Origin of the sequence: Tenuibacillus multivorans (assembly GCF_900103915.1) — a bacterium.
Classification (GTDB): Bacteria; Bacillota; Bacilli; order Bacillales; family Alkalibacillaceae; genus Tenuibacillus; species Tenuibacillus multivorans.
In genome coordinates this window covers 26,394-50,224 of sequence record NZ_FNIG01000006.1, presented here as the reverse complement: position 1 = coordinate 50,224, position 23,831 = coordinate 26,394, and the positions used below count along the sequence as shown (strand labels likewise).

Genomic DNA, 23,831 nt, shown 5'->3' with positions numbered 1-23,831 from the left:
TAATATCTCCTTTTTCTTACACATACTTATAACGGAATTTAGTGTTACTCTTCTTTTTGCCATCTTTTCCTTTTACATGAAGGAGGAGGAGGACGAGTAATCCTACAATGAGTGTAAATGCTGCGACTGAGATAAACATACCCAGTCTTGACCAATCCATTAAACGAGAGAAAATGGGGGGACCTAGCGCAACCCCTAAAAATCGCACAGAACCATATAAAGAAGTAACGAATCCTCTACGTTTTTTACCAACCGAACCTGTAATTAAGCTGTTCACACATGGTAAGATTAATCCTGATCCAACACTACTTATCGCAAGGATAGATAAAAATAAGATCATTTGATCAAAAAATGCCAATAAACTATAAGAGAGGGTCATAAGAGCAAATCCAATCAATTGTAACTTCTTCATTTTCTCCATATTCTTTCCAATTTTGCTTCCAGTAATATATGAGGTTGTAACCATTACTAGAAGTGGAATAGCTAATATTAACCCTTTCACAACACCATATATAGAGTACTGGTTTTCTAATTCATCCGATAAAAAGAACAACACGCCAAATAATGTAAACAAACAGGTGCCGCCAGCTAAATAGACGGTAAATAACCATCTACCCTCATGCTTAAACACACTAAATAAACCATTCGCATATTTTCTAAATGGAGGAGGGGAAAGGCGATTAGCCTTTTCTTTAACGAAAAATAAAACAAGTAATAGTGAAACTAAACTGATGGCTGGAAAAGCAAAAAAGACTAAATGCCAAATCATTAATCCCAGTATAGAACCAATGATGGGTGACAATACCTTACCGAGTCCGTTAGATGCTTCAAAAATCCCAAGAACTCGACTTTGTTCGCCACCTTTAAAAAGATCTCCGGTTAAGGCCATAGCAACCGGTGCAGTACCGGCTGCTCCAATACCTTGAATGGCTCTTCCGACTAATATCCAAATATACGGATTCGAAAAGAAAGCAGCGGCTAGTCCAGCTAACAATCCACCAAAGCCGAATAAAAATAAAGAAGGTATTATGACAACTTTACGAGAAAATCGATCTGAGAGATAACCAACAATAGGAATAAATATGGCTCCGGCTATTGAAAATACGGTGATCGTTAAACTGACCTGCATCTGAGAAATATCTAACGCTGATTTCATATTTGGAAAGATAGGAATCAACATTGAATTTCCAAGTGTCATAATAAGTGGTATTGAGCCTATTGCAAAAATTACTCTGCCTTTATTTTTGGAGTTCAATATGCCTCAACCCCTTGCTTGTTGTGGAATGATTATTTAATGTTTATTGGTGGGTGAACAATCCAACCTTTTTCCTTCATAATTTGCTTGAGTTTAACCTCATTTTCTTCCTTTTGCGAGTGGAAATCTTCAAACATGGTGCGAATATCCTCACGATTCGAAACCCCCATGATGTAGCTACACATCATTCTACCGCTCATTAATTCCTTATTAACTAAGGTGGCTATTTCAGGATCGTTAAATCGGCCTCCTGCAGGTATGTCTTGAACCTCTACATTTGGACGATCTGGAGGGGCAGGTGGAAGTCTTATCCCAGTTTCCTTTAACAACGCCTCAGTTTGCTCAGCCTCTTGTGTGTAGCCATTTTCCAAAAGTTCCTCTAAATATGTTTTTAAATCACGATCACCACAGTGATTAATTAATACTTGCATGGTTACGAGGCAAGCTTTTGTATCAAATAAATACGTCCAAAGATGAAAAACTTCTCCCGAATGTAATGGTTCTTCTTCATGTTGTCCACCGAGACTATTCATGATTTCACCTCTTATGAATGTGTCATTAATGTGTTTGGCTGATGTGGTACGTGTTTAGTTTTAACTAAACCGATAAATTTATGTTTTGTGGTTTATATATTTTGAAATGACGTAAAAGGAGTAACAATTTATACTTAAGATAGGAGAGGAGAGGAGGGGAGATTAAAGTAGAACCCATTAATGGGGATTTATCTTAGTAAACGTTACTGTTTTAAAAACCAAATTACTTCTCGTGGTTTATTCTGAATGGTTAGATCAATAGTTGTTTTTCTATTGTGACTAGCAAAGTGGCAAACCGTTTGAAGGGATCAAATTAAATTGAATTTTTCTCAATAGTCGAATCTGATTCTCGCAATATATGCTTCATATTTTCCAATTCATCATTGACATGAATTTTAATCTTACCTTGATGAAGCTTAAGATAGTGATTAAATTTCACTATACTCATACCTAACACACGTGCTATATCCTTGTAAGTGTAGCCTTGTTGATTATGGAGCCACATAACCTCTGAATAAGTCATATCCTGTCCTTTTCGAACAATAGCCTGCTCTTTGGCCATACGTTTCGGTAATAGCAGTTGTTTACCTAAACGCCGGATTTCTTTATTGTATTTATGATTTAACTGCGGGAAGTTTTTACTTTTCTGCTCGAGTCGATCGATTTCATCTAAAATCTGTACCCGATTGACGTTTGTTAATGGGTTCATTTGCTGTTATGAACACTCCTTAAGATGCGTGTAGAAGTTACATTATATTATAACAAATTATACGTCATAACATGAAGAAGCATACCTTGATAACCGATAAAAAAGGCTTTCTAAATCAATATTGTACGACGGTTAATTGAAAGATATTCAATATATTTAGAATAAAACTTGCAAAATACTAATGACCATAAAGTTTTAATACATATATATTCATTAGCTCTTGACACCGTATAGTATAAAACCCACACCTACTACAACCCATACTAATTTTTTTAATGATAATTGATCGGCAAAACCAATCAGTCCAATAGCTGTTGTGATAAGCAAAACTGCCGGACCGATTAATGCCAGAGAACTATTGACAATTAACGCTTTTTCAACATCATTAAACTTAAGCATAACAAAAGCTGCAAACATTTCGATACATCCTGATAGTAACCGAAGAAGAGCCATACCTAAAACTGCTTTTTCTAGTATTACAAACATTTATTTTCCCCCTAGTCTGAATTCTCACTTTAAATATATGAACAATTTGTCCATCTAAGGACTAGGGATTAAAATTTTTTCATAATTGTAAGTTGACGTTGCAATTTAATCTTTTGATGGTATTTAATATATTGAAAGTTTTTCAACATTTATGGTTATCTAATTGCTATGATAACCTATGATGATAATATTAGGCTAACACTAATAATAAGGGGTAATATATGTTTACGATTAAGAAAATATTTACACTAATGCTAATAATGTTAATCTTTAGCCTAATTCTAACACCGGCATGGCGCATTCGGTATTAGATTTTTTATTTTTATTTAGGTTTACATAACATATATTATCAGAAGTAATCAAAAATGAATCTTTTAATTAGTGTTTGCTAATTTTAGTCTTTTTCGTTTAATTCTAATGTTAAAATAAAAATAATTAAAAATACAAATGATATCAGAGTCAATCCTATCATCATCGTAAATATCGTAATAACTAATAATAGATACGATTTTGTTTTCGAATTATAAATAGGTTCCCTAAAAAATTTATAAATAACTGCGATCACAAAAATGATTCCCATAATCAATACCATTAAAAACATAATAATTCCCTCAAATCCTCTATTTTCTATTTATTCATTATACCATCTATAGTAAGATAAAATTAAGAATATTCTATCTAGGGGGTTTTACTTTGTCAAAAGCAGTATGGTTTCCAACTGAAGACTATAAAAAACAGACACGCTTATATAAGTTTATGCAGCAAGCTGGTTTTGATCAGTACAATGATTTCTTTAATCACTCTATACATGATATAAGTTCTTTTTGGGATCAAGCTATAAAAGCCTTAGAAATTGACTGGTATCAAGGTTATGATGAAGTTGTAAATTTTGATAAAGGGATTATGTATCCTGAATGGTTTGTGAATGGCCAAATGAATGTGGCTCACAATGCCTTGGATAAATGGGCTCTTGATAATTCGATGAAAAATGAAAACGCTTTAATTTGGGAGTCCGATGATGGTGACATTGTGAAATATACGTTTTCTGAGCTTTATGATGAAGTTAATCGCCTAGCTAATGGTTTAGTTGAATTAGGTGTTCGCGAAAAAGATGTTATCACAATTTACATGCCAATGATTCCAGAAACAGTCATTGGAATGCTTGCTATTTCAAAAGTTGGAGCTATCTTCTCTCCTGCTTTCTCCGGTTATAAATCAGAAGCTGTTGCTAAACGGATTAACGCAGCTCATGCCAGATACTTGTTAACAACCGATGGATTTTTTAGACGCGGTAAGGTTGTGAATTTAAAACATGAGGCAGATCAAGCTGCAGCCTCCTCTCCTTCTATCGAACATGTGATTGTAGTTAATCGAACAAATTCAACTACTTCCTGGAACGACATAGATGTATCATGGAATGAATTAAAATCAGATAACAAACAATTCGAAACGAAACAAACGAATGGAAACGATCCATACATGATTATTTACACATCAGGTACAACAGGTAAACCAAAAGGTGCTTTACACACTCATAATGGGTTTCCTTTAAAATCAGCGTTTGATGCTGGATTGTGTATGGATGTTTGCAAAAAAGATACATTATTTTGGTATACGGACATGGGTTGGATGATGGGTCCATTTTTAGTTTATGGTGGATTATTAAATGGTGCTACCATTATGATGTTTGAAGGTACACCTGATTACCCTACACCTAGTCGAATTTGGGAGATTGTTGAAAGACATCAAGTCACTCATTTAGGTATATCACCTACATTAATCCGATCCATTATGAATTTAGATGAAAGCTATGTCACAAAGCACGATTTATCATCACTTAAAATGATTGGATCAACTGGTGAACCATGGAATGAAGAGCCTTGGATGTGGCTTTTTGAGAAGGTTTGTAAACGTGAAATCCCGATTTTTAATTACTCAGGAGGTACTGAAATTTCAGGTGGTATCTTCGGTAATGTATTAGTTAAACCCATTGCACCTGTTTCTTTTAATGCGGCTTTACCTGGTATGGATGTAGATGTTTACGATGATGACGGCCAATCAGTTCGCAATGAAGTTGGTGAATTAGTCCTTAAACAGCCTTGGGTTGGGATGACCAATGGTTTTTATAAAGAAAACGAACGTTATGAAGATACCTACTGGAGCCGCTATAAAGACACATGGGTACATGGAGATTGGGTGATTAATGATGATGAAGGATTCTACACCATTACAGGTCGATCAGACGATACGTTAAATGTTGCTGGTAAGCGTTTAGGACCAGCTGAATTAGAATCTGTTTTCGTTGAACACTCTGATGTTGTTGAAGCCGGTGTTATTGGTGTTCCAGATGAGGTCAAAGGTGAAAAACCAATTGCGTTTGTCGTTATTAAAGAGCAACCATTAAGTGAACAAGATCTTAAAGAGGTCTTGGTCGACCATGCGATTCAACGTTTAGGAAAGGCGATTGCTCCAAGAATAGTGCATATTGTTGAAGATTTACCGAAAACACGTAATGCCAAGGTCATGAGGCGTGCAATTAAAGCGTCTTATTTAGATAAAGATGCCGGAGATCTTTCTGCTTTAGAAAACCCTCAAGTGGTCGAACAAATTCGAGAACTTGGCAAAGGGGTAGAAACTAATTAATTTTTTTAAAGGCGAATTCTTAAGTGAATTCGTCTTTATAGTATCCAACTTCTTTCTATTACTATGGGGGTTTGGCGAAGTAACAGGAGATATATAATGCCTCTACTTCGTGCAAAATTTAGACCCTTAGAGAGCCACGAAAACCTCTGGCACCATAGTAAGAGGACGCACCGTTGTGATACACGAAGACGTGTCCATATCGATAATCGCAAAAAAGAGCACCGCCTAGCTCTCTAATATTAGAGGGTGTTTGCACCCAGCTCGAGGTTTTCTTATCGAAAGTACCAAGTTCCTGCAACGCTCGGTATTCTTCTTCCGTTAAAAGTTCAATGCCCATGTCAGTTGCCATATCAATAGCGTTATTTTCCGGTTTATGTTTTGTTCTTAACTCCAGCCCTTTACGGTCATAACAAACACTTCTGCGACCTTTTGGACTTTCCGCTGAACAGTCATAAAAAATGTATTCGTCATTCTCATGACCAACAACATCCGGTTCACCTTCAGTTTTTTCCATTTCATTGAGCGACCACAGTTTTTCAGTATTAGCTTCCAGTTTTGCTTGAACATCAGCCCATTCAAGACCTTCATGGCGGTTCATGTTCTTTTCAAAACGAGCCTTCAATGTACTGAGTAATTCTTCGCGTTGGTCTTCTGACAAATCCTTTTTAATGCTCTTTGTCATGTTAGCTCCCCCTTTTTGATTTACCTATATATAGGTGTTTTATAATAAATCGTTTTTTGAATCTATTAGGAGGATAATTACGATATTACCCCCTCTATAAATTTCTCTTAATTAATTTTACCTCATGACAAATATTTTTTCCATCAAATACTGAAACCGATGTTGCGGTTTAAAACATAAAAAGGGAATGGTTTGCAGCCCTGTTCCTATTTATTATATCCTTATTTTGATTCAAGCAATCATAGATATTAGTTATACATTTGTGTTAACATAATAAAATTATGATTAACTATAATTACCTAAAGTTTCGCCTACTACTTTTCCAGTAAATAAACACCCACCCAAAAATGTGCCTTCTAACGCCCGATAACCATGAACACCTCCACCACCAAAGCCAGCAGCTTCACCGGCTGCGTATAATCCTTTGATGGGTTGTCCTTCCGAATTTAAAACTCTTCCGGATAAATCAGTTTGTAATCCGCCTAATGTTTTCCTACTAATGATGTTTAATCGAACAGCGATTAATGGTCCATTTTTTGGATCAAGAATTTTATGTGGTTTGGCTGTTCGGATTAACCGATCACCAAGGTGAAAACGAGATCCTCTTATAGCCGTAATTTGCAGGTCTTTTGTAAATTTATTCTCAATTTCGCGATCTCTTGCTTCTATTTGTTGACGAATGTGATCTTCATCTATCAAATCGTCATCAACGAGTTGGTTCATTTGTTTTACTAAATCAGATAGATTATCCGCCACAGCAAAATCTTCACCTTTGTCCATAAAATGTTTAACCGGTCCTGGTGCTCCCTTTTTCAGCCTTTCCAGTAGCTTTCTAAAGCTTTTACCAGTTAAATCTGGATTTTGCTCAGACCCTGATAACGCAAACTCTTTTTCAATAATTCTTTCAGTTAAGATAAACCATGAATAATCGTACCCTGTTTTCATGATGGTCTCAAGGGTACCAAGTGTATCAAATCCTGGAAAATTAGGCGCTGGGAAACGATTCCCCTCAGCATCTAACCACATGGATGAAGGTCCAGGTAATATTCGAATTCCATGATTTGTCCAAACAGGATCCCAGTTCTTGATACCTTCTGTGTAGTGCCACATGCGATCTCGATTGACTATGCGTCCTCCTACTCTCTCGCTGATATCTAGCATACGCCCATCAACATGGTCAGGTACACCTAAAATCATATTTTCTGGTGGTTGTCCTAATTGTTCTGGCCAATTCCGTCGTATTAAATCAAGGTTAGCCCCGACTCCACCACTTGATACGACAATGGAATCGGCATGGTATTCAAATACATCGATAACAGTTCGAGAGCTTTTTTCACCCCTTTTAGCTGTGCTAGACTCTAAAATGGAACCTTTTACACCAATCACCGTACTTTCATAACTCAATAATTCATCAACACGGTGGCGTGGAAAATATGTAACTAATTGATTCTCCATATGCTTTCGAACGCGTTTTTCAAAGGCTTCAACAATGGCTGGTCCAGTTCCCCAAACAATATGAAAACGGGGAACAGAATTTCCATGTCCTTCTGCAAGGTATCCACCTCGTTCTGCCCATCCTATGACGGGGAAAAATTTAATCCCCATGCTTTGTAGCCATTCCCGCTTTTCATTGGCAGCAAAATCAACATAAGCTTCTGCCCACTTCCTTGCCCATTGGTCTTCATCATCTAGTCGGTCAAATCCGGCCGATCCCATCCAGTCCTGCCATGCTAATTCCTGAGAATCTTTTATGCCCATTCTCCTTTGTTCTGGTGAATCAACTAAAAATAGACCGCCAAAGGACCACCAGGCTTGTCCGCCTAATGAGTTTTTTGGTTCTTGGTCTAATAGCAGAACCTTTTTACCTTTATCGGCCATCTCTGCTGTTGCGACGAGTCCTGCTAAACCAGCACCAACTACAATAACATCGTACGTCATTAGCCATACCCCCTAATAAAAGGACCTCGCCTATTATTCAGCGAGGTCTAAATGTCTTTAGTTTAAACCGGATAAACACCATGTTTACGTTCAGTAAATGTTAGATTTTTAGATTGATAAGCTTCTAAACGTTTATTTAAGTGATCTCTTAAATCATCCGGTTGAACGATGTCATCGATCACCATTTCAGAAGCTAATCGGTAAATATCGATATTCTCTTTATATTCCTCATGTTTCTCTTTTATAAATGCTGGCCGTTCTTCTTCAGGAAGCTCAGCAATCTTGTTAGCATAAACAGCATTGACAGCAGCCTCTGGTCCCATTACGGCGATTTGTGCTGTCGGAAACGCAATGGTAACATCTGGCTCAAAAGCTGGACCTGCCATTGCATATAATCCAGCACCATATGCTTTACGTACGACGACAGAAATTTTAGGTACTGAAGCTTCACTCATGGCTGAGATCATTTTAGCTCCATGGCGGATAATTCCTGCACGTTCAACTTTAGTTCCAATCATGAACCCTGGTATATCAGCTAAGAACACAAGTGGAATGTTGAAGGCATCACATAATTGAATAAACTTAGCTGCTTTATCAGCCGAGTCATGGAATAATACGCCACCCTTCATTCTCGGTTGGTTAGCAATAATTCCGACAGCCTGTCCGTTAATTCGCGCAAGACCTGTAATGATTTCTTTTGCAAACTCTCGCTTGATTTCACAAAAACTGTCTTTATCAATCAAACGTTTGATTAATTCAAGCATATCAAATGGGGCATTTTGGTTTTCTGGAATTAAATCGCTGATGGATTTTTCAAATGCTTCTGGCTGAATAGCATCTAGAACAGGTGGTTTACTTCGGAAGTTTTCAGGAAAATAGGTTAAATATTTTTGCGCATATTCAATCGCTTCTTGTTCACTGGAAACTAATACGTCACCAACACCTGATACGGAACAGTGCATACGCGCTCCGCCCATTTCTTCAAGCGTTACTTTTTCACCAATAACTTTTTCGGCCATACGTGGTGACCCAAGATACATGGATGCGTTTCCGTCTACCATAACGACGATATCACAGAAGGCTGGTATGTATGCACCACCTGCAGCTGATGGACCAAATAACAAACAAATTTGTGGCACGCGACCAGACATTTTAACTTGGTTATAGAAAATACGTCCTGCTCCACGTCGATTAGGGAACATTTCAATTTGGTCTGTTATACGTGCACCTGCCGAATCTACTAAATATAGCATTGGAACTTCTAATTTCATAGCTGTTTCTTGTATGCGAATTATTTTTTCAACAGTACGTTTACCCCATGATCCTGCTTTAACCGTTGAGTCGTTCGCCATGACACAAACCGTTTGCCCGTTTACTATACCAATTCCTGTGACAACACCATCTGCTGGTAGTGAACCATCCATACAATTAGCAAAAAAGGCATCTTCAATATCTAAATCTTCATCAAAAAGCATTCTTAAACGTTCACGAACGAACATTTTGCCTTTATCAGCGTTTTTCTGATGGTACTTTTCGGCCCCGCCTTGTTCAATGCGTTCTCGTAATTCTTCATGCATTTGATTTTTTGCCATTTATTCTCACCCTTTCAGTTATTCACCTTTGAAGTTTGGTTTTCTTTTTTCTTTAAATGCTTGGAGTGCTTCTAGCCGATCTGTTGTTGGAATTGTCTTCATATAACTTTTTCTTTCAATAGCTAAGCCTGCTTTAATATCTTGATCAAAGCCCTGGTCAATCGCTTGTTTAGCCATTTTTACACCGACCGGGCCATTAGAAGCGATTTGTTGAGCGATTTCAAATGCTTTAGACTGGAGCTCATTTAATGGTACCACTTCTTCTATTAAACCAATCTCTTTACCTTCGAAACTATCAAATCGTTTAGCGGTTAAAATATAATATTTAGCTTTACTTAAACCAATTAATCGCGCTAGTCGCTGAGTACCCCCTGCACCAGGAATGATAGCTAAAGATGTTTCAGTTAGCCCCATTTTAGCGTTATCACTTGCGATACGAATATCACAACCAAGTGTTAGTTCTAACCCTCCACCAAATGCTGCTCCATTTATAGCAGCTATAGTCGGAATTTCGATAGATTCAACGCGCGAAACGATTTTTCCGATTTCAGCAACTGTTTCAACGACTTCATCCTGTGTCATCGTGGAACGTTCTTTTAAGTCAGCTCCGGCACAAAATGCTTTTTCACCTTCTGCCATAATGATCATGGCTCTTAATTGTTGATGCCTTTCGGCCTCATCAATAGCATGATGAAAGTCTCTTAATAGTTGTCTAGAAAAGGCATTTGCTGCTTCAGGTCGATTTAATTTGATAATCCCCATGTAGTTATCTACAATATCAAATGTAACAGTACTCAAATGGTCACTCCTCTCTTATGAAGATTTACGGTAAATGTTCATTTGTTTACTCGGTAAAGGTTTATCAATTTTATCTTGAATAAAGGAACCGGCTTTAAGTATTTGGTTTAAATCTATACCTGTTTGGACTCCCATCTCATGAAGCATATGAACAAGATCATCAGTCGACACATTTCCGGAAGCTCCCTTAGCATAAGGGCAACCGCCTAATCCACCAACTGATCCGTCAAAGATATAGTAGCCTTTTTCCAAAGACACAAGTGTATTGGCTAATGCCATACCACGCGTGTCATGGAAATGTAACGCAATTTGATCTTTTGAAAACTTATCTTCGATTAAATCTAAGAATTGGCCAACCTGAATAGGATTAGCCACTCCGATCGTATCGCCTAGAGATAATTCATCAATTCCCATATCAAATAGGTTTTGACAAACATCAATCACCTGCTGTTCATCAACTCTCCCGTCATAAGGACAGCCAAAAACAGTTGATACATAACCTCTTACAGATTTACCTGCTTCTTTGGCTTCCTCTACCACTTTTTTTAAAATAGGATACGTTTCGTTGATAGATTTATTAATATTTTTCTTGTTGTGTGACTCACTAGCCGACATAAAAATAGATACTTCATCGACATCAGCCTCTAATGCACGCTCAAGTCCTTTCATGTTCGGGACTAATGCGGCATAGGTAATCCCGTCTTTACGTTCTACGGAGCGAGCGACTTCAACGGCATCCTTCAGTTGCGGAATCCATTTTGGATGTACGAATGAAGTCAATTCAATATAGGATAAACCAGTTTCCGATAACTGGTTTATCCATTCAATTTTATCCTCTGTTTTAATCTCCTCTTTTTCATTTTGTAGACCGTCTCGTGGACCTACTTCTTTAATTATTACTTGTTTTGGAAGACTCATATTATGATTCTCCTTTTTTAAACAGATAGATTATTTATTCGATAATCGCGATAACGTCTCCCTCATTAACAAAGTCGCCCTCATTAACTTTTAACTCTTTAACGCTTCCAGCTGCTTCAGCCGCAATTGGGATTTCCATTTTCATGGATTCTAAAATAACAACATCTTGCCCACTGTCCACTTGATCTCCTTCATTTACAACGACTTTCCATACGTTTCCTGCCATGTTTGCAACTACTTCTTTCATGATTGATTCCTCCTATTGGTTAATTAAAATGAATTCATTTATAAATGATGTACGCGTATGTCCATCTTTAAAGGCTTGAATGTCGACAATATCTCTTAATAATGGAAGGTTTGTCTTAATGCCTTCAACTTTATAATCATTTAATGCGTTCTTAAGATTAACAACTGCTTCCTCTCTAGTATCACCTTTTACGATCAATTTGGCAATCATTGGGTCGTAATAAGGTGTAATCTGATAATTGGATTCAATCGCGATGTCATGTCGAATAAAAACATCTTCTGGAAGCTGTAATTCTGTAATCGTCCCCGGTGAAGGGAAAAATGTTTTAGGATCTTCCGCATAAATTCGGGCTTCGATTGCGTGCCCTTGAATCGATAAATCATTTTGCTTAAGGCTTAATTCTTCACCATAAGCTACCTTTAATTGCTGTTCAACGAGGTCAATTCCGGTAATCTCTTCTGTTACTGGATGTTCAACCTGTAATCGAGTATTCATTTCTAAGAAATAAAAGTTTTGATTTTCATCGACTAAAAATTCAATGGTTCCGGCATTTTTATAATGGATTGCTTTCGCGGCTTTTACCGCTGCATCTGCCATCTGCTGTCTAGTTTCTTCTGTTAATAATGGCGATGGCGCTTCTTCTATCACTTTTTGGTGACGACGTTGAATGGAACACTCGCGATCGAATAAATGCAGTACGTTTCCATGTTGGTCTGCTAATAATTGGATTTCAACATGGTGGGCATTCTCGATCACCTTTTCAATAAACATGGTGCCATCACCGAAAAATTGTTTAGCACGATGGGCATTACTTTCGAATGCTTTGACTACCTCTTCATCATTGTTTACAATTTGCATGCCAATACCGCCACCACCATGAGACGCTTTAAGCATGATCGGATAACCAATTTGATTGGCAAATACCTTTGCTTCTTCCGCTGTCGGAATGGGATCATTAGTTCCTGGAATAATTGGTACACCCGCATTTTCCATCGTTTTTCTAGCCATTAATTTACTACCCATTTGGTCTATCGCATCTGAATCAGGCCCAATAAAGGTGATCCCTTCTTCCTGACAACGTTTAGCAAAATCTATGTTTTCACTTAATAGGCCATAGCCTGGATGAATTGCTTCAGCTTGACTCTCTTTAGCGACTTCAATAATTTTATCGATATTTAAATAGCTTTCGTTAACACGAGCCGGGCCGATTAAATAACTTTCATCAGCCTCTTTCACATGTAGTGAAGGTTCATCTGCTTCAGAATAAACAGCAATGGTTCTAATGTTTAACCGTTTACATGTTTTAATAACGCGTCTAGCAATTTCGCCACGGTTAGCAATTAATACTGATTTAAACATGGAATCTCCCCTATTATTTGTTTTGCACGATGAGTTCTTTTGCTTTTTCTCTTAATTTGAATTTTTGTATTTTACCGCTAGCTGTCATTGGGTATTCATCCGTAAATTCAACGTACTTCGGAATTTTATAATAGGCGATTTTTCCTTTACAAAATTCACGAACTTCATCAGCTGTTAGTTTTGATTGTTTTTTAGTGATGATCCAAGCCATTAATTCCTCGCCATATTTTGGATCAGGTATGCCGATGACTTGAACATCTAAAATATCTGGGTGTGTATATAAGAACTCTTCTATTTCACGTGGATAAATATTTTCACCGCCACGTATCACCATGTCTTTCATGCGTCCCGTTACTTCAACGTAGCCATTTTCGTCCATAACTGCAATATCCCCTGTGTGCAACCAGCCTTCGTTGTCAATAGCTGCCTGGGTTGCTTCCTCATTATTATAATAGCCTTCCATGACGAGGTAACCACGCGTGCATAATTCGCCTGGTGTGTTAGGAGGTACTTCATCGTCGGTACCAGGATGAATGATTTTAACTTCTACGTTTGGATGCGCTTTTCCTACGCTTTTAACGCGTAATTCAATTGGATCATCCGTACGGGTTTGGGTAATAACGGGTGAAGATTCGGTTTGGCCATATGCAATCGTAATTTCTGAAATACCCATTTTATCCATCACAGATTTCATAACTTCCATTGGGCAATTGGAGCCGGCCATAATCCCTGTACGTAAATGTGATAAATCATATTGGTCAAAATTAGGGTGATTAAGTTCAGCAATAAACATCGTTGGTACACCATGTAATGCTGTGCATTTTTCACGGTCAACAGCTTCTAATACTTTTTCTGGATCAAATTGTTCAATGATCACCATCGTTGCCCCTTTAGCCACTGTAGCTAAAGTACCCATAACACAGCCGAAACAATGGAAAAATGGAACTGGAATACATAAGCGATCTGATTTTGTCAATTCTATACAATCCGCCACCAGATTTCCATTGTTGACAATATTATAGTGGGAGAGCATAACGCCTTTTGGAAAACCAGTTGTACCTGATGTGTACTGCATGTTAATGACATCTCTATAGTTTAATGTCTTATGTCGTTCGTCTAATTCTTGATCTGTCACACGTTCACCTAGCTGAATTAGATCATTCCAGTTATAACAGCCCGGGTATTGCTTTTCACTTAAGACGACGATATTTTTTAATTTAGGAAGTTTACTAGATTGTAATTCACCTTTTTTACTCGTTTCTAATTCTGGAATGACTTCATATAAAATATCTAGATAGGAAGTGCCTTTAAATGTTTCGGCAAGAATTAGGGTTGTGGCATCTGATTGCTGTAACAAATACTCAAGCTCCTGCACTTGATAGCTAGTGTTTACCGTTACTAGAACAGCACCCATTTTTCCCGATGCGAATTGTGATGTTACCCATTCGGGTTTGTTATCCGACCAAATGGCAACGTGATCACCTTTTTCAATTCCTAAAGCCATAAAGCCTTTTGCCGCCTGGTTAACCTGCTGATCGAACTCTCGATAAGACCAGCGTATGCCTCTTTCGGGGTATACAACAGCTTCATGGTCTGGGTGCTCTTTCACCTTCCTTTCCAATAATTCTCCAATCGTCAAATCTAGTAATGCCATACATGAATACCTCCCTATTTATGATTAGCAACCCAATTGTCTAGCAATAACCAAGCGCTGAACCTCAGAAGTCCCTTCACCGATTTCTAGTAATTTAGCATCTCTTAAATAACGTTCCACCTCATACTCGCGCATATAACCATAGCCACCGTGAATTTGAATGGCTTGATTCGCGGAACGTGATGCTGTTTCAGAAGCGAATAGTTTAGCGTACGCTGCTTCTTTAGTGAAATTTTTACCTTGGTCTTTTAACCAGGCTGCTTTTAATACCATATTACGAGCTAATTCAACTTCCATTGCCATATCCGCTAATTTAAATTGTATGGCTTGAAATTTAGATATAGACTGACCAAATTGCTTACGTTCTTTAGCATAAGCTAATGCCTTATCAAGGGAAGCTTGAGCAATCCCTACACCTAGTGCGGCAATAGAAATTCTTCCACCATCTAATGTGTGTAGAAATTGTTTAAAACCTTGATCTGGGTCACCTAATAAATTCTCCTTCGGTACGCGAACATCCTCTAATACAATTTCGGCAGTGTTCGACCCGCGTACACCCATTTTGTCGTAGTTATCGGTGATGGTTAGACCATCTGCATCAGTTGGCACGATGATCGCCGAAATGATATTTTTACCACGGTCATCTTTACCTGTTACAGCTGTAACAATAATTTGCTGTGCGTAGGATGCATTGGTAATAAAACATTTTTCACCATTAATCACATAGTCATTACCTTCTAATTTCGCTGTTGTTTTAGTTCCTCCTGCATCAGATCCGGCATTTGGTTCAGTTAAACCAAAGGAACCTAACGCTTTACCTTCTGCAAGCGGTTTCAAAAATTTATCTTTTTGTTCTACTGTACCGAAATAATAGACTGGGCTCGCACCTAATGATATGGCTGCAGCATAGCTTAACCCTGTACTTCCACAAACGCGGGCAATTTCTTCAGCAGCTAAAGCATATGAAACTGTATCACCACCGGAACCACCATCTTCTTCAGGGAAAGGAATGCCTAATAACCCAAGCTCACCCATTTCCTTAAAAATATCTTCAGGAAAATCAGCATTCACATCAATATCAATGGCACGTGGTGCGATTTTTTCATCTGCAAAATCCCGAACCATTTTTTTAATCATTTCCTGTTCTTTTGTTAGTTCAAAATTCATCTTTGTCATCCCCCTTATATTATAGACCGACTAGTTGGTCTGTTTTGGACGAAATGAAAACGCTTTCGACAAGCGATTAAATAAAAATCTAAAAAACCAATTCTTTTGATAATTTAGACCTTTCATATTCTTCTAGTGCCTCTTCTGTTAATAACCCTTTAAAAATGATGTCTATGTAAGTAGATGCGATTTGGTCAATTGTTTTGGGTCCATCTTTTTTATACCATTGATACGTCCAGTTAACCATCCCTAATACTGACATACTGGTAATCGTCGTTGGTAATTCCTTTCTTATGTCATTCAATTCTTGGCCTTCTTGGATCACTTCTTTTAAAATTTCTTTATAGTCATCACGTTTACGTTTAATGAGTACTTCATATTCTTGTTTTAAATATTTGTTCTCTTGATTAAACACGACAATATGTTCATTGTATAAATCATAAACACGTACGAGCGATTTCAACATTTCGTGGAGCTGGAAAATCGGTCTGTCATAACGCTTTTTTGCTCTATTTGCTTCATTTAATACGTATGATATAAATGTATCATGAATGACATATAGTAATTCATCTTTTGATTTGAAGTGATGGTAAAAGCCACCTTTAGATGTCTTGCAATGTTCAACGATGTCGTTAACCGTTACACCGTGAAAACCTCTTTCAGAGAATAATTGTAAAGAAGTTTCAATAATTTTTTCGCGTAATTCCGACATAGCTCCCTCCTATCTTTTGATAATATCTTATCACAATTTTTTTAAATATCAAATAACTTTTGTGTAAAAAAATAGCGAGGGTACGCCTCGCTATCGAATAAGTTAAGAATCAATTTCCTCAAAATGTTTTTGATAAATAGGTTCAACCTGAGTTTGTATGACTTCTCCTTTTTCATCCGTATCAATCACAAAGGATCCATTACTGTAACGGTCACTTTCCCTAAATTCAAGCGGTAAAACTTGTTTGATCGTACCTTGTTCCGTCTCAAGTAAAATGGAAGCATCATCATTGACGAGATGAAACCCAACTATCCGGTGAGGACTTCGTTTTAATTCACGAAGCATAATTAAACCTCGTTTAGCTCGTGAGTTTTGTTCAAATTCGGAAATACTCATTCGCTTACACGCACCGCGTTGTGTCACAACAAACAGTGAAGGTGACTGCATGTCATCAAAGACCTCACCGTTCACAACGTGTTCGCCATCTTTTAACTTCATTGATATTACGCCAGCTGTTTTAATCCCAACTGATTTTAACTCATCTTCATGGAACCATAACCCGTATCCCGTATCGGAAGCTAAGAAAATATCTTGATGTCCATTGGTTAAATGAACATTGACAACTTCATCATCATTTTTAAGTTTTATGGCCGTCATTGGTTTTGAGTATCGCTGTACCTGATATGATTTTAACTCGGATTTTTTAATCATTCCGTTTTTCGTAATCGATAAGACATAGTTTTCTTCATTGAAATCACGGACTGGCATTGCTTTGATAATCTTTTCATCACGGTCGACTGGTATGATATTAGCGATGTGCTGCCCCATGTCTTTCCACTTGATATCTGGTAGTTCGTGCACTGGTAAAAATAAATATTGGCCTTTATTGGTAAACAACAATAAGGTATCTGTCGTGTTGATCTCCATTAAATGAAGTAGCCGGTCGTCATCTTTCTTTTGCAAATCGTCTATATTAGAAGCGCTGTAAGAACGGATACTCGTTCGTTTAACATAGCCTTCTTTGGTGACTGAAACCACGACATCTTCAGATGGAACCATCACTTCAAGATTAATTTTAATGTCCTCAATTTCCGATTGAATTTGAGTTCTTCGTTCTGTTTGATAAGTTTTCTTAACTTTTTTTAAATCTTTCTTAATAACTTGTAGAAGCTTTTTTTCATCATCTAGAATGGCAGATAATTCGTCTATACTTTTCTTTAATTCTTCAGCTTCTTTTTCTAATTCCGTTATGTCGGTATTCGTTAAGCGATAAAGCTGTAAAGTTACAATTGCCTCCGCTTGTTTCTCGCTAAAATCATATTTTTCCATAAGCTGTTCTTTAGCATGTTTTTTATCATTAGAAGATCGAATCGTCGCAATGAGGTCATCTAAAATTGAAATCGCATAGATTAGTCCCTTAACTATATGTGCTCGATCTTTAGCTTTTTTAAGATCAAATTTCGTTTGTCGTTCGACAACATCTCGCTGATGTTCAATGTAAGCATCCAGCATTTGAGTTAAGTTCATCAGCTGGGGTGTTTTATTCGCGATTGCAACCATATTGAAATTATAGGAGATTTGTAAATCTGTATTTTTATATAAGTAGTTTAAAACACCTGTACTATCAGCATCTTTCTTTAATTCTATAACAATTCTTAAACCGGTACGATCTGTTTCATCTCGTACTTCTGAAATACCTTCAACTTTCCTCTCAATGCGAAGCTCATCCATCTTCTTAACTAAATTAGCTTTATTTACCTCAAAAGGTAGCTCCGTAATGACGATTTGTTCTTTGCCACCACGAATGGGTTCAATCTCTGCTAAACCACGAATAACGATTTTCCCTCTACCTGATTCATAGGCTTTTTTAATACCATCAGCACCTTGGATGATACCACCAGTAGGAAAATCAGGGCCAGGCAACGTCTTCATTAATTCATCGATATCCGAAGTAGGTTTTTCAATTCTTTTAATTATCGTATCGATCACTTCTGATAGATTATGGGGTGGAATATCTGTTGCATAACCTGAAGATATACCTGTCGAACCATTCACTAAAAGGTTTGGGAATTTGGCAGGTAAAACGACGGCTTCAAAATCCGTATCATCAAAGTTAGGAATAAATTCAAGAGTATCCTTTTCAATATCTCTTAATAGTTCAGATGCAATACCTGAAAGACGCGCTTCCGTATAACGCATAGCAGCAGGGGGATCTCCATCGATACTACCGTTATTACCATGCATTTCGACTAATTCTTGTCGTACTTTCCAAGTTTGACTCATACGCACTAAGGCTTCATAAACAGACGAATCCCCATGCGGATGGTAATTCCCTATAACCGTCCCAACCGTTTTTGCCGATTTACGAAACGGTTTGTCATGAGTATTACGTTCTTGATGCATTGCATATAAAATACGTCGCTGTACTGGTTTAAGCCCATCACGTGCATCTGGTAGGGCACGATCTTGAATGATGTATTTACTATAACGACCAAATCGGTCACCAATGACTTCTTCTAATGGTAAATCTAAATATTTCGCTTGTTCTGCCAACGTACCTTCCTCCTAGCTATGCAATCTTTCATTGTCTAAAATGGTATCGTCTTCCTCCATACCAAAGGCAACATTCGTTTCAATCCATTTACGCCTTGGTTCAACTTTATCCCCCATGAGAGTGGTTACTCGACGCTCTGCACGAGCAACATCTTCAATGGTGACACGGATTAATGTTCTCGTTTCAGGGTCCATGGTCGTCTCCCATAACTGATCAGCATTCATTTCACCAAGACCTTTATAGCGTTGAATGGTATAACCACTTTTATATTCTTTTAGGAGTTTTTGCATTTCACCTTCGTCCCAAGCATAATCCTCTTTAAGCTTTTTGCCTTTTCCTTTTGACACTTTAAATAAAGGTGGTAGGGCAATATATACTCGGCCTTGTTCGATTAATTGTCTCATGTAACGGTAAAAGAAAGTTAATAATAGAACTTGAATATGTGCACCATCAGTATCAGCATCTGTCATAATAATGACTTTATCATATTGAGCATCTTCTAGATTAAAGTCCGCGCCAATCCCAGCATTGATGGTATGCACAATCGTCGCAATCTCTTCGTTTTTGAAAATATCATCTATTTTAGCTTTTTCGGTATTAATAACTTTACCACGTAAAGGAAGAATAGCTTGAAAACGACGGTCTCGCCCTTGTTTCGCTGAACCTCCAGCTGAATCCCCCTCGACTAAAAATAATTCATTTTTTTGAGGATTTTTAGATTGAGCTGGTGTTAACTTTCCGCTTAGAATGGAATCTTTCTTTTTTCGTTTCTTGCCATTTCGAGCATCTTCCCTAGCTTTTCGAGCCGCCTCTCTTGCGTCTCTGGCACTAACTGCTTTTTTAATCAGCATTTTCGAGACATCTGGATTTTCTTCAAGAAAGTATGCTAGTTGCTCGGAAACTATGCTTTCAACCACACTTCTAGCTTCAGGAGAACCTAGCTTACTCTTCGTTTGTCCTTCAAATTGCAGCAATTGTTCTGGAATACGTGTAGAAATAACCGCTGTAAAACCTTCACGAATGTCATTACCGTCTAGATTTTTATCCTTTTCCTTCAACAATTGCATCTTTCTAGCATAATCATTGAAGGCTCGGGTGATAGCTGTTTTAGCCCCTGATTCATGAGTCCCACCATCTTTTGTACGCACATTATTAACAAACGATAGAATACTTTCCGAATAGCCATCATTGTATTGGAATGCGAAGTCTAATTCGATTCCTTTTTGTTCCCCTTCAAAGGAAATAACGTGGTGAAGGCCATCCTTCTCTTCGTTTAAATAAGCGACAAACGATTCAAGCCCATCCGGATATTGATAGGATTCTTCATGGCCATGCCTTTCATCTTTTAAAATAATCTCGATACCTTTTAATAAGAATGCGGCTTCCCGTAATCGTTCTGATAAAATCTCAAATTGATAATTTATATTTGAGAAAATCGATGGATCTGGTTTAAATCGTATGTTGGTTCCTGATTTATTTGTGTTGCCCTTGTTTTCAAGACCAGTTACCGGGTTACCACCATTTTCAAATCGTTGATAATGTTTGGTGCCATCACGGCAGATGATAACTTCTAACCATTCAGACAATGCGTTAACAACTGATGCCCCTACACCGTGGAGACCACCACTTGTTTTGTAACCACCTTGACCAAATTTACCACCTGCGTGTAAGACCGTAAAAATGACTTCAGGAGTTGGCTTTCCTGTTTTATGTAATCCAGTAGGCATTCCTCTTCCTTCATCTTTTACGGTGATTGACTCGTCTTTATGTATGGTGACATGAATTTTATCACCGTGACCGGCTAAAGCCTCATCGACCGCATTATCCACTATTTCATAGACTAAATGATGCAAGCCGCGATGGTCAGTACTCCCGATATACATACCAGGCCGCTTCCTAACTGCATCTAATCCTTCTAATACTTGAATTGAATCATCATTATAAGCTTGATTGATTTGAGCCAATCGTACGACCCCTTTCTCATAGGATTATTTCTTTTTAAATCATTCGTTATAAGTGAAGAAAATCCCTGTTCAAAAACAGAGATTTCCTCAAACTAACCGTTTCGATTCCCTATTGTCACCGAATGCACGACCTTAATACATAAATCCATTATGACGGTAAAATCGTGTTCTTTCAAGAGTTCATAGGCTTTTTCATCAGAAACACCTAGTTGAGCCCAGAATACTTTGCAATCTGTTTCAATAGCATCCTGTGCGACATCCATTAAAAACTCTGATCTTCTAAACACATTAACTATATCGATTGATTCCTCAACATTCTTTAGTGAATCATAAGCTTTTTCTCCTAAAACTTCATTGACATTAGGATTTACCGGTATAATTTTATAACCTTGATCTTGCATGATTTTTGAGATTTGATAGCTTGTTCGACTTGGATTATCAGACAACCCAACGACAGCAATCGTTTTAGTATTTTCCAATAAATCTTTTAATTCTTCATTATTTGGATTTTGCATCAAAACCGTCCTCCTTTAAGAGTGCTCTTGTCAATAGCATAGCTTTTTTTGAATAAATTCTCAATTGATGACTTTTCGCGCGCTGCTAAAACTTAAAATTCTTCTTCTTTATTGACTAATCATTTGTTAGAATATAATAAGCTAATAAACCTTGTGGAGGATCAAACAATATGGAATATATCATTTTTGCTATCATCGCTTATTTATTAGGTTCTATTCCATCTGCGTTAATCATTGGTAAACTTTTTTATCGAATCGATATACGAGAACATGGGAGTGGTAATTTAGGAGGTACAAATACTTTCCGAGTGCTTGGAGTAAAAGCCGGCTTAATGGTTACGATAATGGATATCTTGAAAGGAACAGCTGCCATTGTAATCGTACGTCTTTTGGCACCATCTCTTGAACCACTTATTGTTGGGGCTTTTGCCGTTTTAGGACATACCTACCCTTTATTTGCAAAATTCCGTGGTGGTAAAGCAGTTGCTACATCTGGTGGGGTTTTATTAGGTGTTAGTCCATTATTATTTGCTATACTTATATTATCGTTTTTTGGTTTCTTAAAACTCTCTAAATATGTATCGTTAGCTTCGATGTTAACAGGGATTATCGCTGTCATTGTATCTGTCATCATGCAAGATTTAGGCCTGATTATTGTTACAGTATTATTAGCAAGCTTTGTGATTTATCGACATCGTACAAATATACGTCGTATCAAGAATAAATCAGAACCTAAAATAAATTGGTTGTAGATGAGAGTCCCCGTTAAGTTAGGACTCTCTTTTTTGATATAGTGTATACAAAAATACATAATAAGTAATCTCTTATGTAAGAAAGGTGTCTCATATGAAAAAGTCGTCCGTTGTTGCATTTATTGTATTTTCATTTACATTTGTATTAATTTTTACTTTTATCATGTTCAATGATGATGAAAGTGCTGCGAATAACATGAAAAATAGTCCCCGGATTGAGGTAGATCATTTATCGGAGCCTAAATACTTTGAATCGACCATCACCTTAAACGCTATTGGGGATTTGTTAATTCATAACTCGATCTATAATGATGCAAGGACTCAGTCTGGCTTTGATTTTAATCCGATCTTTGAAAATATTAAGTACTATTTAAATAACGCTGACATCACAATTGCCAATCAAGAAACAATACTAGGTGGAACTGAAATCGGCCTATCCTCTTACCCGCGATTTAATTCACCTCAACAATTAGCTGATACGTTGAAGAATGTAGGGGTTGATATTGTCAGCATGGCTAATAATCATACACTTGATCGTGGCGAACAAGCCATATTAAATGCTACAAATTATCTAAATGAAATTGGTATTCAATATGTTGGGGCCTATCAAAGCCCAGACGACCAAAATAAACCGCGTGTTATCGAGAAAAAGGGAATTGCTGTCGGATTCCTATCTTATACGTATGGCACAAATGGTCTTCCTGTCCCGACCGGTAAGGAGTATTTAGTCAATTTAATCGATGAGGAGCAAATTTTACAAGATATCGAAGTCATAAATCCCAAAACTGATTTTATCGTTGTTAGTATGCATTTCGGCAATGAATACCAACCACTCCCGAACGATGAACAAGTGTATTTAGCAGAATTATTATCGAGTCATGGTGCAGATGTCATCATTGGCCATCATCCTCATGTCCTGCAGCCTGTGGACTGGATTGCTTCTGATGACGGACAGGAGAGTTTTGTCGCCTATTCATTAGGAAACTTTCTTTCAGGTCAAATTGGAACGGAGCGACTGATCGGTTCTATTATGCAAATAGAATTAACGAAAACGATACACGAAAATAATAAGATTACCCATAAGGTATCAAATGCCAAAATGATGCCAACCTATAACCAATATCAAAATTTTAGTGATTATAGCATTATGCCATTAGTAGAAGTTAACGAATATCAATTAGCGAATTCGAAAAAATGGTTTGAACAAACAGAAGAATTAATTAAAACTTTTACGGATTCTGTTGAAGTTGTCCCTTATTTAGAATAAGTTCAATAAATTGAAATACTTCTTTTTATTCATGTATACTTAATCTGTGTATCGTGATAGATACTTGCTCTAGTTGAAAGGAGTCA

At 37.3% G+C, this 23,831-nt stretch carries 20 protein-coding genes; 3 read left to right on the top strand and 17 right to left on the bottom strand.

Annotated features, from left to right (window positions below; genetic code table 11):
- Positions 1-16 precede the first annotated feature (16 nt).
- From BLP77_RS10005 to BLP77_RS09990, 4 genes are all read right to left on the bottom strand, one after another.
- A complete protein-coding gene (locus BLP77_RS10005; RefSeq protein WP_093857170.1) occupies positions 17-1,198 on the bottom strand; it encodes an MFS transporter in 1,182 nt (393 codons plus the stop codon).
- Positions 1,199-1,287: 89 nt separating this feature from the next.
- Positions 1,288-1,788, bottom strand: a complete 501-nt coding sequence (locus BLP77_RS10000; RefSeq protein WP_093856991.1) for a DUF3231 family protein — start codon at positions 1,786-1,788, stop codon at positions 1,288-1,290.
- A gap of 313 nt (positions 1,789-2,101) precedes the next feature.
- On the bottom strand, positions 2,102-2,497 hold the full coding sequence (locus BLP77_RS09995; protein ID WP_093856990.1) for a sigma factor-like helix-turn-helix DNA-binding protein: 396 nt from the start codon (positions 2,495-2,497) through the stop codon (positions 2,102-2,104).
- 213 nt (positions 2,498-2,710) lie between these two features.
- The gene (locus BLP77_RS09990; protein ID WP_093856989.1) at positions 2,711-2,983 is read right to left on the bottom strand and encodes a YqhV family protein; all 273 of its coding nucleotides are present in this window, start codon (positions 2,981-2,983) and stop codon (positions 2,711-2,713) included.
- Between the two features lie 693 nt (positions 2,984-3,676).
- On the opposite strand from BLP77_RS09990, the gene BLP77_RS09980 reads away from it, so the two are divergent.
- Entirely contained in the window at positions 3,677-5,626 is a 1,950-nt protein-coding gene (locus tag BLP77_RS09980; protein ID WP_245686854.1) for an AMP-binding protein, read from the top strand.
- 118 nt (positions 5,627-5,744) lie between these two features.
- Here the strand turns inward: BLP77_RS09980 and BLP77_RS09975 are convergent, their stop codons facing one another.
- The 13 genes from BLP77_RS09975 to BLP77_RS09915 form a co-directional block, all read right to left on the bottom strand.
- The gene (locus BLP77_RS09975) at positions 5,745-6,308 is read right to left on the bottom strand and encodes a DUF4256 domain-containing protein (protein WP_093856987.1); all 564 of its coding nucleotides are present in this window, start codon (positions 6,306-6,308) and stop codon (positions 5,745-5,747) included.
- A gap of 285 nt (positions 6,309-6,593) precedes the next feature.
- On the bottom strand, positions 6,594-8,246 hold the full coding sequence (locus BLP77_RS09970) for an FAD-binding dehydrogenase (protein WP_093856986.1): 1,653 nt from the start codon (positions 8,244-8,246) through the stop codon (positions 6,594-6,596).
- 62 nt (positions 8,247-8,308) lie between these two features.
- On the bottom strand, positions 8,309-9,838 hold the full coding sequence (locus BLP77_RS09965) for an acyl-CoA carboxylase subunit beta (protein WP_093856985.1): 1,530 nt from the start codon (positions 9,836-9,838) through the stop codon (positions 8,309-8,311).
- Positions 9,839-9,856: 18 nt separating this feature from the next.
- Positions 9,857-10,600, bottom strand: coding sequence for an enoyl-CoA hydratase-related protein (locus BLP77_RS09960; RefSeq protein ID WP_176753049.1), 744 nt, complete (start codon positions 10,598-10,600; stop codon positions 9,857-9,859).
- Positions 10,601-10,651: 51 nt separating this feature from the next.
- Entirely contained in the window at positions 10,652-11,554 is a 903-nt protein-coding gene (locus tag BLP77_RS09955) for a hydroxymethylglutaryl-CoA lyase (RefSeq protein ID WP_093856983.1), read from the bottom strand.
- A gap of 34 nt (positions 11,555-11,588) precedes the next feature.
- The gene (locus BLP77_RS09950; RefSeq protein ID WP_093856982.1) at positions 11,589-11,801 is read right to left on the bottom strand and encodes an acetyl-CoA carboxylase biotin carboxyl carrier protein subunit; all 213 of its coding nucleotides are present in this window, start codon (positions 11,799-11,801) and stop codon (positions 11,589-11,591) included.
- A 12-nt stretch (positions 11,802-11,813) separates the two neighbouring features.
- Entirely contained in the window at positions 11,814-13,160 is a 1,347-nt protein-coding gene (locus BLP77_RS09945; protein WP_093856981.1) for an acetyl-CoA carboxylase biotin carboxylase subunit, read from the bottom strand.
- A 13-nt stretch (positions 13,161-13,173) separates the two neighbouring features.
- Positions 13,174-14,814, bottom strand: coding sequence for an AMP-binding protein (locus BLP77_RS09940; RefSeq protein ID WP_093856980.1), 1,641 nt, complete (start codon positions 14,812-14,814; stop codon positions 13,174-13,176).
- Between the two features lie 24 nt (positions 14,815-14,838).
- Positions 14,839-15,981: an acyl-CoA dehydrogenase family protein gene (locus BLP77_RS09935; protein ID WP_093856979.1), complete on the bottom strand. Its 1,143-nt coding sequence runs from the start codon at positions 15,979-15,981 to the stop codon at positions 14,839-14,841.
- 88 nt (positions 15,982-16,069) lie between these two features.
- A complete protein-coding gene (locus tag BLP77_RS09930) occupies positions 16,070-16,693 on the bottom strand; it encodes a TetR/AcrR family transcriptional regulator (protein WP_093856978.1) in 624 nt (207 codons plus the stop codon).
- 102 nt (positions 16,694-16,795) lie between these two features.
- Entirely contained in the window at positions 16,796-19,246 is a 2,451-nt protein-coding gene (parC, locus tag BLP77_RS09925; protein ID WP_093856977.1) for a DNA topoisomerase IV subunit A, read from the bottom strand.
- Positions 19,247-19,258: 12 nt separating this feature from the next.
- The gene (parE, locus tag BLP77_RS09920; protein WP_371859590.1) at positions 19,259-21,202 is read right to left on the bottom strand and encodes a DNA topoisomerase IV subunit B; all 1,944 of its coding nucleotides are present in this window, start codon (positions 21,200-21,202) and stop codon (positions 19,259-19,261) included.
- A gap of 101 nt (positions 21,203-21,303) precedes the next feature.
- Positions 21,304-21,726: a CoA-binding protein gene (locus tag BLP77_RS09915; RefSeq protein ID WP_093856975.1), complete on the bottom strand. Its 423-nt coding sequence runs from the start codon at positions 21,724-21,726 to the stop codon at positions 21,304-21,306.
- Between the two features lie 170 nt (positions 21,727-21,896).
- On the opposite strand from BLP77_RS09915, the gene plsY reads away from it, so the two are divergent.
- Both plsY and BLP77_RS09905 read left to right on the top strand, forming a co-directional pair.
- On the top strand, positions 21,897-22,478 hold the full coding sequence (gene plsY, locus BLP77_RS09910; RefSeq protein ID WP_093856974.1) for a glycerol-3-phosphate 1-O-acyltransferase PlsY: 582 nt from the start codon (positions 21,897-21,899) through the stop codon (positions 22,476-22,478).
- 94 nt (positions 22,479-22,572) lie between these two features.
- Positions 22,573-23,745 (top strand): CapA family protein, encoded by a 1,173-nt coding sequence (locus BLP77_RS09905; protein ID WP_093856973.1) that lies wholly within the window; start codon positions 22,573-22,575, stop codon positions 23,743-23,745.
- The last annotated feature ends 86 nt before the right edge of the window (positions 23,746-23,831 follow it).